The sequence below is a fragment of the Paenibacillus sp. FSL R5-0928 genome, from assembly GCF_037970385.1.
Lineage (GTDB): Bacteria > Bacillota > Bacilli > Paenibacillales > Paenibacillaceae > Paenibacillus_AQ > Paenibacillus_AQ odorifer.
In genome coordinates, this window is sequence record NZ_CP150225.1 from 400123 (window position 1) to 417759 (window position 17637).

The following is a 17637-nucleotide window of genomic DNA, read 5'->3' on the forward strand; positions in this document are numbered from 1 at the left end:
AGCAAGTACATCAATAGGACAGTGTGGTCGAAGCAGTGTTGGATGTGATCTGATTCTTGCGGAACTCGGATGGGGAGACCCCGCTAAGTTTATTGAATATGCGGTTGAACTGGGAGAAACTGTTGAATCCGCATTGCCCGGCGATCTCGGAAATCTTCAGGCGGGTGTAAATCAGCAATTGCTGGGCATTACGGACCCGGGTCATCTGAATATATTCTGTCAGCGTGGAGCCGGTAATTAACTTAAATTGGTGTGATAAATAATAGGAGCTGATAAAGAACTCTTTAGCGAGGAAATCAAGGGATAACTCGCTGTTGTAATGGCTATGGATGTATGCGGTGATCGAGTAGATTTTTTGCATAATGGCATTTCCGATCTCCTCTGGGACATAGCTGTTCTGATCCCTGCGCTGGTATAAAGCACATAGAAACTGTTGGAAAAGGCTGTGAATCAGTACTGGATTTAATGGTGAAGTGCTGTGTGATAAGGTGAAGATAGCGTTAAGAGGATCAAACACGGCTTTGCGCAACTCTTTTGGCAAACGGTAGATCGGTATTTCTTCCCAAAATGAGAGAAACATACTTTTGTAAGCGTTCTCTAAACCGGGTATATCCTTGGGCATGGCGAAGTTTATGATCAGCCGCTTAAACGGCGGCCCTTCCGGATATTGTGTCTTATGCATCCGATAAGGACGCAGGAGCACGATGTCATACTGCTGGAGGGCGCAGACATTCCCATCGATAATATGAGTGGCTCGGGAATCCATTAAGATATGAATCTCGTAAAAATCATGAAAATGCTGAAACTCCATATTGATATCGTGAGAACGCTGGTCATAATCAAAATAGTAAAAAAGGGGATCAACGGGCGTGTTGATACGTACGCTATATCCTTGTTCGTACAGTAAGTCGCTTTCAAGCAAATGCTCTCACCGCCTTATTCTGTAATATGCACTTATTATATGTTCAGAAAAGCAAGATTTGCAATATATGAGGGTTATTACAGCAAATATAAAGTAGTTTTTGTATGGAATGGTTTGATATATTACGGGTGAATGGAACTAGCCAACATGAGGGAAGACCCAAAATGGCAGGCGAAGGGGCGGAAAACAGATGAACAACAGCCGGATTAGTAAAGTTGAGATCATTGAAAAGCTGAACCGCGTGACGGATAAGCTGCTGAAGCTGGAGCGGCCGGAAAACGAAGCCGAACTGCAAAATTTAGGGGAGGATGCGGGACGACGGGGGTATTTTGCTCGTGATTTTGGCATGGAGGAATGGGATTGGCCGCAGGGAGTGGGGCTTTACGGACTTCAAAAACTTGAGCAGCATTTCAAGGATGAGCGTTATCAAGAATATGCCAAGCTTTGGATGAGCAAGCAGCTGGGCAAGGGGCTGCCGAGCCGGAATATCAATACAACAGCGCCGTTGCTGTCATTGATGGAACTGAAGGAATCGGAGGAATTAAGCCTGGAATGGGTACAGTGGTTGATGCATGGCCTGCCGCGGACGAAGGAGTCTGGTTATCAGCATGTCACAACAGGAGCGAGCAAGGATGAAGTTACGCTCAACGATAATGAAATCTGGATTGATACGTTATTTATGGCTATTTTGTTCACGGCAAAAATGGGTGTGAAATACGATAATTCCGCATGGCGGCAAGCGTCGCTTTACCAACTGCTGCTGCATATCAAATACCTGTATGATAAAAAGACAGGGCTGTTTTTTCATGGCTGGCATTTTGGCGGCCGGCATAATTTCAGCGAAGCCTTCTGGTGCCGGGGTAATAGCTGGTTTACACTCGGCCTGCCTGAATACCTGGATTTGATGGGGCCGTATCTGGACAGTGGAGTGTTTGAATATCTTCAACAGATCCTGAACGCACAGGCAACAGCTTTATTAGCCTGCCAGAGCGGAGATGGATTGTGGCATACGCTGCTGGACGACTCTAGCAGTTATACTGAAACGTCAGGCTCAGCAGCTATCGCAGCGGGTATTTTGCATAGCGTACGCAGGGGGTTGTTGCCGGAATCGTATGCAGGTCATGCCCTGAAAGCGATCCGGGCGGTGCTGGACAGAATTGACGATGAAGGCACGGTGCTTGGTGTATCCGGCGGTACTCCGATTGGTGCTGCAAAAGAAGATTATAAGCAAATCATTATTGCCCCTATGGCCTACGGGCAGGCCATGGTTTTAGTCGCACTAGGTGAAGCGTTACATTACTGTTGAGGTTGAGTAAATAGCTAAGGCGAGAGTCAAAAAAGCTGGAGAAATATTTGCTTGTAACTTCGCTGGTGCTTGGAGTATACTATTTTCGGGATGGTTAAGCGCTTACCTCGAAGGAGGATAAGCAAACATGGTAAATCCGATCGTAGTTGGCATTATTGGGGCAGGCAGAATTGGCCGGCTTCATGCAGATAATCTGCGTGTGATGCCGTCGTTTAAGTTGAAATCCATTGCGGAGGCTGTGGTAAGTGAGGAATTGCTGGTCTGGGCAGAGAGCCGGAATCTTGGCTCTGCATTTGTGAATGGGCAAGACCTTCTGAATGACCCTGAGATCGAGGCTGTGTTTATCTGCACACCTACGGATACCCACGCCTCATGGATTGAGCTAGCAGCCCGGGCTGGGAAACATATTTTCTGTGAAAAGCCGATCAGCCTGTCGTCAGAGTTTACCCACCAGGCACTGAAGATAGTGGAGGATGAGGGTGTATTGCTACAGGTCGGCTTCAACCGGCGAATGGACCCTAGCTTCCGCAAACTTAAGCAACTGGTTCAGTCAGGAGAGCTAGGCAGTCCACATGTTGTGAAGATCACATCACGTGATCCGCAGCCTCCGGGTGAGGCTTATGTGCGGTCTTCCGGCGGGATGTTTATGGATATGACGATTCACGATTTTGATATGGCCCGTTATCTGATGGGTGAGGAAGTAACAGAAGTTTATACCCGAGGTGCCAATCTCGTTGATCCGATGTTTGGGCGCTGCGATGATGTGGATACAGCTGTCATCACGCTGACCTTTGCCAGTGGCGCAATCTGCGTCATTGATAACAGCCGTAAGGCTGTATATGGTTATGATCAACGTGTGGAGGTGTTCGGTTCCTGCGGCTCAGCCACCGCCGACAACTGCCGTCCAACAACTGTAGAGGTTTCAACCGCTGCTTCGGTCACACGCGATCAGCCGCTTCATTTCTTTCTCGAGCGGTATAACCAGGCTTTCGTGGAAGAGGTTGCCGCATTTGCCCGGGCAATCCGCTTGCAGGAGCCTATCATTTGCAGCGGGCTTGATGGGCAACAGGCGGAACGGATTGCCGAAGCCGCTAAAGAATCCTATCTTACCGGGCTTCCGGTCAAGTTGTCTTCTTGTGCCGGAGAGGGAATATCGGCGACACATGCTTTGTAAGCGGATGCAGATGCTGAAGATGGGGGAGGTCTGTGAAGATGTCCAATCTAATCATAAAAGCCGGAGCACCCGGCAAAGATGGACTTGTAGCGGCAGTTAGCAAGGAGAGCGCTGGATGGGAGTATGTAGGTTTTGAAGTGTACCAGCTGCAGGTTGGGGATACGCTGAGCCGCAGCGCGGAAGGGAATGAAATCTGTCTGGTGCTGCTGGCGGGCAAGGCGGATGTGAGAGCAGGCGCCCAGTTGTTCGCCGGGATCGGTGAACGTATGTCTGTATTTGAGGATTTGCCGCCGTATGCGGTGTATATTCCGGCGGGAGGGCATTATGAAGTTACGGCCTTGACGGAGCTGGAACTTGCGGTTTGCCTTGCACCAGGAACGGGCAAATATGCGCCACGTTTGATCACTCCGTGCGATACTGTAGCCGAAGCCCGCGGTTCTGGCAGCATGTCACGGCGAGTGGTCAACATTTTGCCTGAGCAGAGTGAAGCCGAGAGCCTGCTGGTCGTGGAAGTGCGTACGGGTGGCGGCAATTGGTCCAGCTATCCTCCGCACAAGCATGACTGTGACAATCTACCTGCTGAGTCTTATCTGGAAGAGACATACTACCACCGGGTTAACCCGGCTCATGGTTTTGTAGTGCAGCGGGTGTATAATGATGACCGCAGCCTCGATGAGACGATGGCGGTGTCTGACCGCAGTATTGTATTGGTTCCGGAGGGCTATCATCCTGTATCGGCACCGCCGGGTTATGATTCTTATTATCTCAATGTGATGGCAGGTCCGGTCCGCACATGGGTTTTTCATAATGATCCGGAACATGAATGGCTGTTCGAGATGCAGCAACACCAGAAGGATAAGAAGGAATAGTGTAGCAGCACGCACGAAAAGGGGGCTTCCGCAAGGCGGAGGCTCCTTCTTTGTGTCGATGTATTGACCAAATGTTCGCCACAGTAACAGAGTCCCTTGCACCGCTTAATAGACACTGTCAGAAGAGTTCCTTATAATCTAGGTATAGGATTGATTGTACGAACGTAAAGGCGGGCTCACTAACGATGAAACCTACGATATATGATGTGGCACGGGAAGCGGGAGTCTCCATCGCTACGGTGTCCAAGGTGTTGAACAAGAACGGGAGAATTAGCGATAAGACACGGGAGAAGGTTCATCGGATCATGGAGGAGCTGAATTACCAGCCGAGTCTGGTGGCCTCTGCGCTGACGAGTCGCCGAACGGGAACAATCGGGTTGATGATTCCCGATATTTCCAACCCCTTTTTTGCTGAGGCGGCCCGAGGTATTGAGGATTATGCTCAGGAGCAGGGAAGCGACTTAATTGTATGCAGTACAGACCGGGATGATGAGAAGGCGGCCCGGTATATCTCACTGCTCCTGCGCAAACGGGTGGACGGTATAATCATTGCTTCTCATACAGGGAATCCGGATATGGTCCGCCGCCTGCTGGCTGATCACGTGCCGCTTGTGTTATTTTCGGCTGATATCCGGATGATGGAGAGCAACAGCGTCACGGTGGATGACTATAAGGGAGGCTATCAGGCGACAGAATATCTGTTGTCCTTGGGCCATCGCAGGCTCGGCGTTATCTCTGACAATTTACCGGGGAGTAAGCTGCGCGTGGAAGGCTTTATGGATGCGCTCAAGGCAGCAGGTGTTGGCTTTGACAATCCGGCTAATCTCACGCATACCTCAGCCACGCTGGAGAACGGCCGCAAAGCGGCTGCCGCGATGCTGGCTCAGGCGCAGGAAGACCGGCCGACCGCGATATTCGCTTGCAACGATCTGCTCGCGATTGGGATATTGAAGGAGGCGCGCAGCGCAGGCTTGTCAATTCCCCGTGATCTGTCCGTAGTGGGTTTTGACAATACAATGCTGGCTGAAATTTGCCATCCTACCTTGACCAGCATTGCTCAGCCTCTGCGTGAGATGACGGAACAGGCGATGATTCTGCTGAACGAATCTATCGACAATCCCGATAGTCCTAAGCGCAAGATCATGCTGATGCCGGAACTGATAGTCCGCCATTCCACTGGACCGGCACCGCATTAGGAAGACACAAACTCTACAAACGGAGTAAGAACGCCGACTCCTATCTGAAGACCTGTACTTCGCTTAGCGGCGAGGAACAGGTCTTTTCTTTGTTTTTTTCTGGTACATGAGTTCAGATCCCAACTTCGTTTAAGTTCAGGATTGCCAAACTCCAATTTCTAAACTATACTAATGGAAATTAGGTTAAGCGCTTAACCCACCCCCGATGATTGTTGTATCTCATTAATCCATTTCACTGAAGTTTTCTCAAGGAGGCGTCATAATGAACGGTTTACAGTTCGATCCTGCACGACCGCTGGATTTAATCGCTGTCGGTCGGCTCTGTATTGACTTGAACGCTAATGAAACCGGAAGACCCATGGAAGAGACACTGACCTTTACCAAATATGTTGGCGGCTCTCCTGCCAATATCATAATTGGAGCAGCACGGCTAGGGATGCGCACTGGCTTTATCGGTAAGATATCCGATGATCAGATGGGCCGTTTTATCCGAACTTATCTGCAAAGGAATGGCATTGACGATAGCCAGGTGAGTGTTGACCAGACTGGTGCAGTGACTGGGCTTGCTTTTACTGAAATAAAGAGCCCTCAGGAGTGCAGCATTCTGATGTACCGGGATCATGTGGCTGATTTGCTGCTGAGTACGGAGGAGATCTCGGAAGAGTATATTCGGAAGTCCAAGGCACTGCTGATCTCAGGTACTGCACTGGCACAAAGTCCGTCCCGTGAGGCTGTGTTTGTCGCTTTGGAGTTCGCCCGCAAGCACAATGTCACTGTATTTTTTGATCTCGATTACCGCCCCTATACGTGGAAGTCAGCCGCAGAAACAGCGGTTTATTATAATCTGGCAGCTGAGAAATGCGATTGTATCATCGGTACCCGTGAGGAATTTAATATGATGGAGAGCCTGTACAATGTAACAGATGCAGATGACGAAGCAACAGTTAACCGCTGGTTCTCGCACCAAGCAAAGCTGGTCGTTATCAAGCATGGCGGGAGTGGTTCAATCTCCTACACGGCGGATGGGCAGAAGCATCGGAGTGGTATTTTTCCCGCTAAAGTATTGAAGACATTTGGAGCCGGGGATTCCTACGCCTCAGCCTTTATTCACAGTCTAATGCGGGGTGAAAGCGTCGGTGAGGCCATGCGCCGCGGCAGCGCGTCGGCATCCATTGTCATCTCCCGCCACAGCTGTTCGGATGCCATGCCAACCTTGGATGAATTGGAAGCGTTTTTATTGTCTAACGAGGAAATCATTTCAGGTGCAGAGTAAGTAGCCGGAGGTTGGAGAGGACACAACTCAAACAACCCCAGATCGAATAGTTATGCAAGATTAGATTACATTCGCAGGATCGCATTAATGAGATGAAGGAGTGAGTAGAATGGCACAGCAAACCGTGCAAGTGCTGAACAACTATATTGACGGGCAGTGGGTAGAGGCGGCTACGGAGCACTTAGAAACGGTATACAATCCAGCGTCTGGTGAGGAGATGGCAAGGGTTCCGCTGTCCAGCAGAGTCGATGTTGATCGGGCAGTGGCGGCGGCAAAGGCGGCTTTTGCAGGCTGGTCCAAGACACCGGTGCCGCGCAGAGCACGGATCTTGTTCAAATATCAGCAGCTGCTGGTGGAGCATTGGGATGAACTGGCGAAGACGATCACGCTGGAGAATGGAAAAAGCTTCAAAGAGGCCTACGGAGAGGTGCAGCGCGGCATTGAGTGTGTGGAATTTGCGGCAGGTGCGCCGACGCTGATGATGGGCCGGCAGCTGCCCGACATCGCGACAGGCATCGAGTCTGGGATGTATCGCTATCCCATCGGTGTAGTCGCCGGGATCACACCGTTTAATTTCCCGATGATGGTGCCTTGCTGGATGTTCCCGTTGGCTATCGCCTGTGGGAATACCTTTGTGCTGAAGCCCTCCGAACGCACACCGCTGCTGGCAGCGCGTTTGGTTGAATTGCTAGAGGAAGCCGGGCTTCCGAAAGGTGTGCTCAATCTGGTTAACGGTGCGCATGAGGTGGTAAACGGCCTGCTGGAGCATCCTGATGTGAAGGCGATTTCCTTCGTTGGCTCACAGCCAGTGGCCGAATATGTCTACAAGAAGGGTACGGCGTGTTTGAAGCGGGTTCAGGCGTTGGCAGGGGCGAAAAATCACTCTATTGTGTTGGCCGACGCGAATCTTGAGGCTTCAGCAACACAGATTGTCAACGCAGCCTTCGGCTCGGCGGGAGAGCGCTGTATGGCTTGCTCCGTGGTAACGGTGCAGGAAGAGGCTGCTGATGAGCTGATCTCCATCCTCCTGCGTGAATGTGAGCAGATGAACATCGGCGATGGCTTGGACGACGACACGTTTCTTGGGCCAGTTATCCGCCAAAGTCATAAAGACAAAACGGTCGCTTATATTGAACAAGGCGTGGCTGAGGGTGCTAAGCTGCTAAGAGACGGCCGGGCGGATGCTGCGGTGCAGGGACAGGGTTATTTTATCGGCCCAACGTTGTTTGATGGAGTGACCCGGGAAATGAAAATCTGGCAGGAGGAAATTTTCGCGCCTGTCCTGGCAGTGATCCGCGTCAAGGATGTAGAAGAGGCGATTGAAATTGCCAATGCCTCTCGTTTTGCCAACGGGGCTTGTATTTTTACGAATGACGGCGGGAAAGTGCGTTATTTCCGGGAAAATATCGAGTCAGGCATGTTGGGTGTCAATGTCGGAGTGCCAGCACCGATGGCCTTTTTCCCTTTCTCCGGCTGGAAGGATTCCTTCTATGGCGATCTGCATGCGAATGGAAGCGACGGGGTTGAATTTTATACACGCAAAAAAGTCGTCACTGCCCGCTGGCAGTAACAAAAACGGCGAAAGGGAGGCTTCACGTGGATACGATTAGATTAACGACGGCGCAGGCGCTGGTGAAATTTCTGAACCAGCAATATGTGGAATTTGGCAATGGACCGGAGCGTTTTGTACACGGTATATTCACCGTTTTCGGCCATGGCAATGTACTTGGACTGGGGCAGGCACTTCAGGAAGCGCCGGGTGAGATGACGGTCTATCAGGGGAGGAATGAGCAAGGAATGGTGCATGCGGCGACTGCCTTTGCCAAGCAGAGCCGCAGACGGCGAATCATGGCCTGCACCGCTTCGGTAGGGCCGGGTTCAGCCAATATGCTGACAGCCGCTGCCACTGCGACGGCGAATCAGATTCCCGTGCTGCTGCTCCCCGGCGATACCTTTGCCACCCGTCAACCGGACCCGGTACTTCAGCAAATGGAGCACACCTACAATCTGTCGATAACGGTCAACGATGCCTTCAAAGCGGTGAGCAAATACTGGGACCGGATTTATCGGCCAGAGCAGCTGATGACAGCATTGCTGAACGCGATGCGTGTGCTGACTGATCAGGCAGACACCGGGGCAGTCACGATTGCGCTGCCGCAGGATGTGCAAGGGGAGGCCTGGGACTATCCACTTGAGTTCTTCCGCAAGCGCATCCATCGGATCGTTTCCCGTACTCCGCATCCGGATGAGCTTGCTGCGGCAGCTGATCTTATTGCCAGCAAACAGCGACCTCTGCTGGTCTGTGGGGGTGGAGTCCGGTATGCAGATGCAGGGATGGAATTACGTGCATTTGCAGAGAAATTCGCCATCCCATTCGGTGAGACGCAAGCCGGAAAAAGTGCCGTGGCAAGCGACTGTGCCTACAATCTCGGTGGCATAGGAGTTACCGGGAATGGCTGTGCTAATACGTTGGCCGCAGAAGCGGATCTGGTGATCGGTGTGGGTACCCGGTTTACGGACTTCACGACAGGTTCGAAGAGTTTGTTCGCCCATCCCGAGGTGGAGTTCCTGACAATTAACGCTTCCCTCTACCATGCCTCCAAGCTGGATGCGCTGGCTGTGGTCTGCGATGCTGCCGAAGGTCTTAGAGCGCTGTCTGCCACGTTGGAGGAGCGTGGTTACCGCACCGCTTATACAGATGAAATTGTAGTGGCAAAAAAGGCATGGGAAGTGGAAAGAAAGCGTCTATCTGACGTGGAGTATACGGTGAATCAGGAGGCAGATCGTTCTTCAGTTTCCTTCGTGCCGGAGGTTGCCGGACATCTTGACGAGAAGCTATCTGAATATGCGGCGAAGTTGAACACTTCGCTGGCGCAAACACAGGTACTCGGGATCCTCAATGAATATCTTCCGAAAGACGCCATTGTGATAGGAGCCGCAGGCAGCTTACCGGGCGACATGCAGCGGATGTGGAATTCCACTGTGCCGGATACTTACCATATGGAATATGGCTTTTCGTGTATGGGGTATGAAATCTCCGGTGCACTCGGTGTGAAATTGGCGGAGCCGGACCGGGAGGTATATGCATTGGTGGGCGATGGCAGCTATCAAATGCTGCATTCAGAACTAGTGACGAGCCTTCAGGAGAACAAGAAGATCAACGTCATTCTGCTAGATAACATGGGGTTTGGCTGCATTAACAACCTGCAGATGGAGCAAGGACTGGATAGCATGGCGACTGAATTCCGCTACCGGGGCCCGGAAGGTCAGCTGAGCGGCGAACTGATAGGCATAGATTATGCAGCAAGTGCCGCGGGATATGGAGTGAAGACCTTCCGTGCGTCAACGGCTGAGCAGCTGCGTGACGCTTTGAGGGAGGCTCAGCTGCAGGATCGTTCCACCCTAATCGACATTAAGGTGCTGCCCAAGACAATGACACATGGTTACGGAGCCTGGTGGAATGTTGGTGTTCCAGAAGTGTCCGGCAGTGAGGCCGTTCGGGCTGCCCACGAGCAGAAGCTTGAACAGCTTGGAAAGGCCCGCAGTTATTAGTATTAGTAATACTGTGAAACGGAAGGGGTAGAATCGATGATGTTCAAAGAACATGCGGTCAAGCTGGCGATTGCTCCTATCGCTTGGACTAATGATGATATGCCTGAACTGGGAAAAGACAATACCTTTGAACAGTGCATTAGCGAAATGGCGCTTGCCGGGTTTCAGGGAAGCGAGGTGGGCAACAAGTATCCACGCTCTCCGGAACGGCTGCGCCGGGCACTGGAGCTTCGTGGACTTGAGATTGCCAGCGCTTGGTTCAGCGCGTATCTGACTGTGCGGCCATATGAGGAGACAGCGGAGGCTTTTTGCGCGCATCGTGATTTTTTATATGAGATGGGTGCGAAGGTGATTGTCGTCTCAGAGCAAGGGCGGAGTATTCAGGGACAAATGGATACGCCGCTATTTGCTAATAAACCTGTATTCACAGAAGCGGAGTGGGCCGCACTTGCCGATGGACTGGGTGGGCTTGGCCGACTGGCTGCTGAAAAAGGTATGGCGCTTGTATACCATCATCATATGGGGACAGGGGTGCAGACTGGGGGCGAAATTGCTAGGCTAATGGAGCTCACGGAACCGGAAGAGGTGTCCCTGCTGTTCGATACCGGTCATCTAGCTTTTGCCGGTGAGAATCCCTTAGAAGTGCTGCACATCCATTTACCTCGAATTAAACATGTCCATTTGAAGGATATACGTCCGGAGGTTGTTCAGCGTGTGCTGCGGGATCAGCTCAGTTTTCTCCAGGCTGTAAAAGTGGGCGCATTCACCGTACCTGGCGATGGATGTATATCCTTTGCGGAGATTTTCACCGAATTGGCAAGTTACTCTTATACGGGATGGTTTGTAGTGGAAGCGGAGCAGGATCCGGCACTTGCCGATCCACTGGAATATGCGATCAAGGCGCGCCGTTATATCAGAGATCTGAGTGGTTTATAGGCCAAGGAGGGCTACCACTTGGTGCTTGGCGGCTGCTCGGACAGATTTATATGCGGGGGTTCACGGCTATGGCTGTGCGCACCTCGCCTTTTTAATGAGCAGGTGTAAAATACGAATGGCTTCGTTGGTCGGGTTCATGTTGTATGTGTTATAATGGCAGCAAATTAGGCGGAAGAGTTTCCATTTCCATGATGGTGCAGCCAAATATCTATGAACTACTCGTGCATTAACGGCTAAACCGTGGCCGGGTATCCTAACGGTTGTACAGAGGGGGTTATCTATTGTTCCGTTCCTGGTATCGCCGATTACTGCTGTCCTACTTTCCTATTTTTTTGCTTACTGTGACGATACTGATTTTTGCCTCTTTTGTATTTATTAATGATATTTCACGAATGGAAACCAAAAAAGCGGACCGTATCACCGCCAGCTATCTTATGGATAATGTGGACCGAACGATCAAGGAAGCTGAATTGTCAGTGCTGGAGGCTGCTGAACGCAGCGATGCTTATAAACGTTATTTTAACAATCAAGGCCAGATTGATATGGCGACCGTCTACGCTGTTGCCCAGAATCTACGCAGCTTGACGCGTGAATCGCCCTATATTCAGTCCATCTATCTTTATGACAAGAGAAATGAAAGCGTTTTAACAGAAACTGGATTAAAGGACCTTTCAGGATTTGTAGACGAGGATTGGATTGGCCGCATCACCTCCGGCTCTTTATCGGAAGGCTGGCAGCCTGTTAGGGAATACAAAGATGAATTTCAGCGTACGTCTATACGTGTGCTTACCATAAATAAAGGTATGCCGCTGCCCTTCGGCTCGGAGGGAGTGCTCGTAATCAATCTCAAGATGAGCGGAATGGAACAGATCGTCGACGGTATGGTCAACGAACAGTTGTCCTTTCTGACCATCTTTGGCGCAGATGGACAGGTGGTCTATCAGGCCCATTCGGACAGTGAAGGTGCCAAGAATGGGAAGCAGTTGAACACTTTATATATGGAAAGGCTTGGCTGGACGTTTTCCAGCGGGATCAAAACGGGCAGTCTATTCAGCTGGGTGTCGGTGATTTCTTACCTTTGGGTAGCTATTGCCTTAGGTACGGTTGTGTGCGCGATTTTTTACCTGATCTATGTTACGCGGCGGAACTATAAACCAATTCAGGTGATTATGAACCGGATTGAAGGCCATCAAATTCGCAAGCTGGACCAATCCAACGACAGACCGGACGAAATGATGCTCATTGACGGGGTGCTGGAAGATCTAATCAACCATATGACGGATTATGATAAGAAAAGCAGAGAGAATCTGCTGTTACAGCGCAGCAAGCTTTTCAACGATCTCTTGCAAAGCGAACGGTTGGACAATGTCGTCCAGCGGATGGAAGAGCTGTCGCCGCTCTCCGGAGCTCATTCCACATCCCGCTTTATGGTTGTGCTAAGCGAAATCAACCGCTACGACAAGGTTTTTCAAGATCGGTATACAAGGGGCGATCAGAACACGCTTAAATTTGCCCTGATGAATGTCTTTCAAGAATTGGCGCGGAGTGCGGAATTGCAGGCTTGGGCGGAGTGGATTGGGACTGACCGGGCGGCAATTCTCTTCCTGACCACAGGAAGTGATGAAGAGATGGCAGAGAAAATCCGTGTATTCGCTGAGGACTGCCGCACCTGGGTGGAGCAGAATTTGCGCCTCTCCCTAAGCTTCGCTATCGGGCCAGTGGCGGCTGGGCCAGGGGAGATTCGCGATTCCTATGCGGCAGCGGAGAATGTGATGCAGCACAAGCTTTTAATGTACGAAGACATCGCTTTAACGGAATTTGGAGAAACGCGCCAGCCGCTTCTTGAGACATTCAAGTATCTACAAATGATTGCTGAGTTTGTTAAGCAGTTCCGGATGTCGAGCGGCCAATGGCGGGAACTGCTGGAAGGTGTTTTTGATGGTTTTAAACAGGATTATTTACAAGATGATGATATTCGCTCTCTAATTCAGGCCATGCTACAGATGCTGAGCCGGGAAGTGGCTGTCATGTCTGAGCAGCTGCAGGATGAGCTGTCAGCGGAAAATGCGGAGAAGCAGCTGAAGCGGCTGGAAGAGGCAGAATCCATAGATGAAATGAAGGGGATTTTGTTTGAGTATTTGACTGATTTATTCCGCACTTATGTTTCTGTCAGTGAGACTAAAAGCTACCGGGCGATGGTAACCGAGATGAAGAACTATATAGAAGAGAATTTTACAAATCCCGATCTCTCCTTAAAGCATTTGAGCGACCGGTTTCAGGTATCCGGCAAATATGCCAGCTATCTATTTAAAACAGAATTTAAAATGAAATTTGTTGATTTTCTAACAGAGCTACGCATGAAGGAAGCCGAAAAGCTTTTAGTGGAAACGGAATGTTCGCTGCAGGATATTGCACTCCAGGTGGGGTATGCGAATGCAATTACATTCGGCAGGGTATTCAAACGAGTATTAGGAATCACGCCGGGTGACTACCGTTCTTTAAAGCGCGGGCGCGGGACCTCCAGACTATAGGCTGCCGACTTTATTAATCCAATAGCAAGTGAACAATAGTTTTTTATAACCGCATCTGTGCACGCCAACCTCTATGATGGGGGCGCGAACACCGATGCGGTCTTTATTTTCACACTTTTGAAAGCGGTTTATTCTACGAAAATGGTTTGTATGGATAAACCGGAAGTCCGATTTTGCTGGGATATGAGCATCCGAAAGAGGTTTATTGTCAGACTGCCGAAATTCGTGAAATACTGTGGGCATCCAGAACAACAAGCGACCCAGTAGCACGGCAGTAAAAAGCATCACGAGCTATGGATTCCGCTGGGGATGGATAGAGTTAAGGCTAGGGGATCATAAATACACCATTAAAGCCTGCAAGGGCGAAGGGGATGGAAAAATGACAGTGAACGTACATCAAGGAGTTCTGAAGAAAGCAATCGGGATCGGATTAACCGCAATAATGGGCGTTTCTCTGCTAGCAGGCTGTTCCAATGATTCTAAAAACAACACAGCATCCGAGGGTGCCGCAGCCGGCGAAAGTGCCAAGCGCGTTACATTAAAGGTGGAAGTGTTTGATCGCGGCAACAGCCCAGCCCCTCATACCATTACCAATAACTACTTAACTAAACTAGTGCAGGAAAAGTTCGGAGATCCGAATAACATTGATGTGGAATTTGTACCTATCCAACGTTCTGAGGAAGTTACCAAGCTGAATGTTTTGATGGCGAGCAATACGGATGTGCCCGATATCGTATTTACGTATGATTCCAGTGTGTTTTATCGGTATGCCCAGCAAGGTGGCTTGACTGATGTCGGAGAAATTCTCGATGAATATGGCCCGAATCTGAAAAAGTTTATTGGCGAGGATACGCTGGCGTTCGGCCAGCTTGAAGGCCAACAGTATGCGATCCCTGGTAAACGGGCGATCACAGGCCGTTATAGCTCCTACATCCGTCAGGATTGGTTAGATAAATTAGGATTGCCTGTGCCAACGACGACCGATGAGCTGTACACCACTTTGAAAGCGTTTAAAGAAAAGGATCCGGGCAATCTCGGCAGCAAAAACATCCCGATGGGCATGGCACTGGCACCAGCCCAATTCGAGACGTTGATTTTCTCTTTCATGAAGCCGATCAGCGGCGATCTGACCTACAGCCAACGTTATGAGCTGCCGCTGCATGAGGGCTTTAAGGATGCCCTGCAATTTCTTAATAAGCTCTACAATGAAGGGATGATCAGTAAGGACTTCAGTCTGGACGAGGATAAAACACAGTTGGCCAAGGATATCCAGAACGGCAATGTAGGCTACTGGTCGGAGGATGTGGATGTCTTGTTCTATGCCGATGGTACCCTGGATAATCTCTACAAAAATGTAGAGGGAAGCAAGGTGCTGCCGGTAGACGTCTTAACCAACGCCAACGTTGATAACAAGCACATTAAATCCCGGTATGCCTCCAACGGCATGTACATCATGATTCCGAAGAGTAGTAAACGCGCCGTGGAAGCCGTTAAGTATCTCGATTGGATGGCTTCGGATAATAATCTGATTGATATCCAAAATGGCGTTGAAGGTGAAAACTACGATCTGGTAGACGGTATTCCAGTGGCTAAAACAGATGTTTCCCAGGAGTTCGCCGATCGTCTGTTTAACGCGGGTGACATGGCCATTATCTCCAACGGCAAAAACATTGGTGATCAGGCCACTAATGAAAAAGCATGGGCGCTGGGCTTCCCGGAACGTAACCGGGAGATGCTGACTCAATCAATCGCTATCGCCAACGCTGACACGGTGGGTCCGCTCGTCTTCGGCAAGCCGATAGAAGCGGAATCCCAATATGGCACAACGCTTAAAGATAAGCTCAACGTAATTATTGTAAAGACGGCAATGGCCAAACCAGAGCAGTTTGAAGCAGTTTACGAGCAGGAAATGAAAGATTACATGACTTTGGGCGGAACCAAACTGAAAGAGGAACTGGAGAAGTCGTTTAAGGAACTTTCGGCTCAATAAACAAATATATAGTGAAAACCGGGGGGGGAGATGGTGCTGCGCTCCACCCGGTTTTTCTCCTTAGGAGGAAAACGACTTGAGCAAAGCGACATACTTTAGACGGTATTGGCAATTGTACGCGCTGCTTTCGCTGCCTATTATTTATTTTCTGATCTTCCGCTATGGTCCGATGTATGGTGTGCAGATTGCTTTTAAGGATTTCAATTTGTTTCAAGGGATTGGAGGCAGCGAGTGGATCGGCTTTGATGCGTTCCGCGAGGTTTTTGGAATGAGAGAGTTCTATACCACCTTGCGCAATACCTTTATGCTGAATTTTCTGGATTTGCTGGTCTCTTTTCCGGCTCCGATTATCTTGGCGATTATGCTGTTCGAAATTCGTTCGGTGTGGTTCAAGAAAATATCGCAGACGATTTTGTATATCCCCCACTTTATTTCCTGGGTGATCATCGGGGGGATTGTGTATCAATTATTCGGCAACCAGTCCGGTATGGTGAACGGTGTGCTGGAGAGCTTAGGCCTTACTCCCATTCCGTTTCTGACTGAAAAAAATCCGTGGCTGATCACTTACTTATTCACAGGCGTCTGGCAAAGTGCCGGTTGGGGGACTATCCTTTATCTGGCGGCGTTAACCGGTGTCAACCGAGAGCTGTTTGAAGCTGCTGAAGTGGATGGAGCGACAAGGCTGAAGAAAATCCGCTACATTACGCTTCCCAGCATAAAACCAACCATCGTGACGCTGCTTATCCTCAATCTGGGAAAGATGGTCAGCATCGGCTTTGACCGTCCTTACATTATCGGTAACACTGCTGTGCGTGAGTATTCTGATGTGCTCAGTACCTTTGTGTACCGGGTGGGTCTAGAATCCGGACAATATACGTTGGCTACTGTAGTCGGATTGTTCCAAGCCGTGGTGGGACTGGTGTTTATTTTTGGCTCCAACTATATTTCGAAAAAAGTGACCGGAGACGGTATTTTATGATAAAGAAAGAAGGAGGCGGAGTGCTATGAGTGAACGTACCTCAAACCGGGTATTCGATATCGTCAATATAACGTTTGTTGCCTTGTTCGTTTTGTTCTGCTTGGCTCCATTTTTGCATGTGATTGCCGTGTCGCTTAGTTCCAACCGGGCAATTACTTCTGGAGAAGTAACGATTTTCCCCATTGAATTGAACTGGAATGCATACATTAATGTTTTTTCCAATAATGCGATGATCCGCTCTCTTGTCTTTACGGTTATTCTGACGTTTGCCACAACGGTGCTGTGTATGCTTTTCACTGTCGCAGCAGCTTATCCGCTGACCAAAAGAAAATTGAAGGGCCGCAAATTTTTTATGTATCTGATCGTTATCACCATGTTTTTCAGCGGTGGTATTATTCCTGAATATTTGTTGATCCGTGATTTACATTTGATTAATTCGGTCTGGTCGCTTATTCTGCCAGGTCTGGTCAGCCCCTTTAACCTGATTATCCTGATCTCCTTTTTCAATAACATTCCTGCCAGCCTGGAGGAATCCGCCGAGATCGATGGCAGTTCCCATCTTCGTACACTGATGAGTATTATATTGCCGCTATCCATGCCGGTTATGGCCACGTTGGCTCTTTTCTACGCAGTGGGAAGGTGGAACGGCTTTCAGGATTCTTTGATGTATATCAATAATCCGGATTTGTATCCGCTCCAGCTTAAGCTGTTCCAGATGGTGCAGAACAACATGGTATCCGAACTGACACAAATGGAAGGTGCCAACCGGACCCCGCTGACACCAGAGAGCCTAAAAGCGGCCACCGTTATCTTTGCAACAGTACCGATCCTTGCCGTATATCCGTGGCTGCAGAAATATTTTGTCAGCGGGGTAATGCTTGGTGCCGTAAAAGGTTGAACCGTAAGCTG

At 49.8% G+C, this 17637-nt stretch carries 13 protein-coding genes; 12 read left to right on the plus strand and 1 reads right to left on the minus strand.

Annotated features, from left to right (window positions below; genetic code table 11):
• Positions 1 to 10: 10 nt before the first annotated feature.
• Positions 11 to 922 (minus strand): AraC family transcriptional regulator, encoded by a 912-nt coding sequence (locus MKZ16_RS01790; RefSeq protein WP_038568333.1) that lies wholly within the window; start codon positions 920 to 922, stop codon positions 11 to 13.
• Between the two features lie 190 nt (positions 923 to 1112).
• Here MKZ16_RS01790 and MKZ16_RS01795 point away from each other — a divergent pair, with 190 nt between their 5' ends.
• The 12 genes from MKZ16_RS01795 to MKZ16_RS01850 all read left to right on the plus strand — a co-directional run bounded on the left by MKZ16_RS01795 (position 1113) and on the right by MKZ16_RS01850 (position 17626).
• Positions 1113 to 2228, plus strand: coding sequence for a glycoside hydrolase family 88 protein (locus MKZ16_RS01795; RefSeq protein ID WP_038568335.1), 1116 nt, complete (start codon positions 1113 to 1115; stop codon positions 2226 to 2228).
• A 127-nt stretch (positions 2229 to 2355) separates the two neighbouring features.
• Complete coding sequence (iolG, locus tag MKZ16_RS01800; protein ID WP_052096728.1) at positions 2356 to 3402, plus strand: inositol 2-dehydrogenase; 1047 nt, start codon at positions 2356 to 2358, stop codon at positions 3400 to 3402.
• Between the two features lie 38 nt (positions 3403 to 3440).
• Entirely contained in the window at positions 3441 to 4271 is an 831-nt protein-coding gene (gene iolB / locus MKZ16_RS01805; protein WP_038568337.1) for a 5-deoxy-glucuronate isomerase, read from the plus strand.
• A 185-nt stretch (positions 4272 to 4456) separates the two neighbouring features.
• Positions 4457 to 5467, plus strand: coding sequence for a LacI family DNA-binding transcriptional regulator (locus tag MKZ16_RS01810; protein WP_076101202.1), 1011 nt, complete (start codon positions 4457 to 4459; stop codon positions 5465 to 5467).
• Between the two features lie 262 nt (positions 5468 to 5729).
• The gene (gene iolC / locus MKZ16_RS01815) at positions 5730 to 6740 is read left to right on the plus strand and encodes a 5-dehydro-2-deoxygluconokinase (RefSeq protein ID WP_076107390.1); all 1011 of its coding nucleotides are present in this window, start codon (positions 5730 to 5732) and stop codon (positions 6738 to 6740) included.
• Positions 6741 to 6849: 109 nt separating this feature from the next.
• The gene (locus tag MKZ16_RS01820; protein ID WP_076107392.1) at positions 6850 to 8310 is read left to right on the plus strand and encodes a CoA-acylating methylmalonate-semialdehyde dehydrogenase; all 1461 of its coding nucleotides are present in this window, start codon (positions 6850 to 6852) and stop codon (positions 8308 to 8310) included.
• A 26-nt stretch (positions 8311 to 8336) separates the two neighbouring features.
• Positions 8337 to 10292: a 3D-(3,5/4)-trihydroxycyclohexane-1,2-dione acylhydrolase (decyclizing) gene (gene iolD / locus MKZ16_RS01825; protein ID WP_076107394.1), complete on the plus strand. Its 1956-nt coding sequence runs from the start codon at positions 8337 to 8339 to the stop codon at positions 10290 to 10292.
• Positions 10293 to 10331: 39 nt separating this feature from the next.
• Positions 10332 to 11228, plus strand: a complete 897-nt coding sequence (iolE, locus tag MKZ16_RS01830; protein WP_076101267.1) for a myo-inosose-2 dehydratase — start codon at positions 10332 to 10334, stop codon at positions 11226 to 11228.
• A gap of 281 nt (positions 11229 to 11509) precedes the next feature.
• A complete protein-coding gene (locus tag MKZ16_RS01835) occupies positions 11510 to 13759 on the plus strand; it encodes a helix-turn-helix domain-containing protein (protein ID WP_038568352.1) in 2250 nt (749 codons plus the stop codon).
• Positions 13760 to 14138: 379 nt separating this feature from the next.
• Complete coding sequence (locus tag MKZ16_RS01840; protein WP_038574040.1) at positions 14139 to 15749, plus strand: extracellular solute-binding protein; 1611 nt, start codon at positions 14139 to 14141, stop codon at positions 15747 to 15749.
• A gap of 76 nt (positions 15750 to 15825) precedes the next feature.
• Entirely contained in the window at positions 15826 to 16728 is a 903-nt protein-coding gene (locus MKZ16_RS01845; RefSeq protein ID WP_038568353.1) for an ABC transporter permease subunit, read from the plus strand.
• Positions 16729 to 16753: 25 nt separating this feature from the next.
• The gene (locus MKZ16_RS01850) at positions 16754 to 17626 is read left to right on the plus strand and encodes a carbohydrate ABC transporter permease (RefSeq protein WP_076101211.1); all 873 of its coding nucleotides are present in this window, start codon (positions 16754 to 16756) and stop codon (positions 17624 to 17626) included.
• Positions 17627 to 17637 lie beyond the last annotated feature (11 nt).

Bases quoted from the DNA above. Each gene is read 5' to 3' on its own strand.
- MKZ16_RS01850 (WP_076101211.1), top strand. From the start codon at position 16,754: ATGAGTGAACGTACCTCAAACCGGGTATTCGATATCGTCAATATAACG.
- MKZ16_RS01795 (WP_038568335.1), top strand. From the start codon at position 1,113: ATGAACAACAGCCGGATTAGTAAAGTTGAGATCATTGAAAAGCTGAAC.
- MKZ16_RS01810 (WP_076101202.1), top strand. From the start codon at position 4,457: ATGAAACCTACGATATATGATGTGGCACGGGAAGCGGGAGTCTCCATC.
- MKZ16_RS01820 (WP_076107392.1), top strand. From the start codon at position 6,850: ATGGCACAGCAAACCGTGCAAGTGCTGAACAACTATATTGACGGGCAG.
- MKZ16_RS01840 (WP_038574040.1), top strand. From the start codon at position 14,139: ATGACAGTGAACGTACATCAAGGAGTTCTGAAGAAAGCAATCGGGATC.
- iolE (WP_076101267.1), top strand. From the start codon at position 10,332: ATGTTCAAAGAACATGCGGTCAAGCTGGCGATTGCTCCTATCGCTTGG.
- iolC (WP_076107390.1), top strand. From the start codon at position 5,730: ATGAACGGTTTACAGTTCGATCCTGCACGACCGCTGGATTTAATCGCT.
- iolG (WP_052096728.1), top strand. From the start codon at position 2,356: ATGGTAAATCCGATCGTAGTTGGCATTATTGGGGCAGGCAGAATTGGC.
- iolB (WP_038568337.1), top strand. From the start codon at position 3,441: ATGTCCAATCTAATCATAAAAGCCGGAGCACCCGGCAAAGATGGACTT.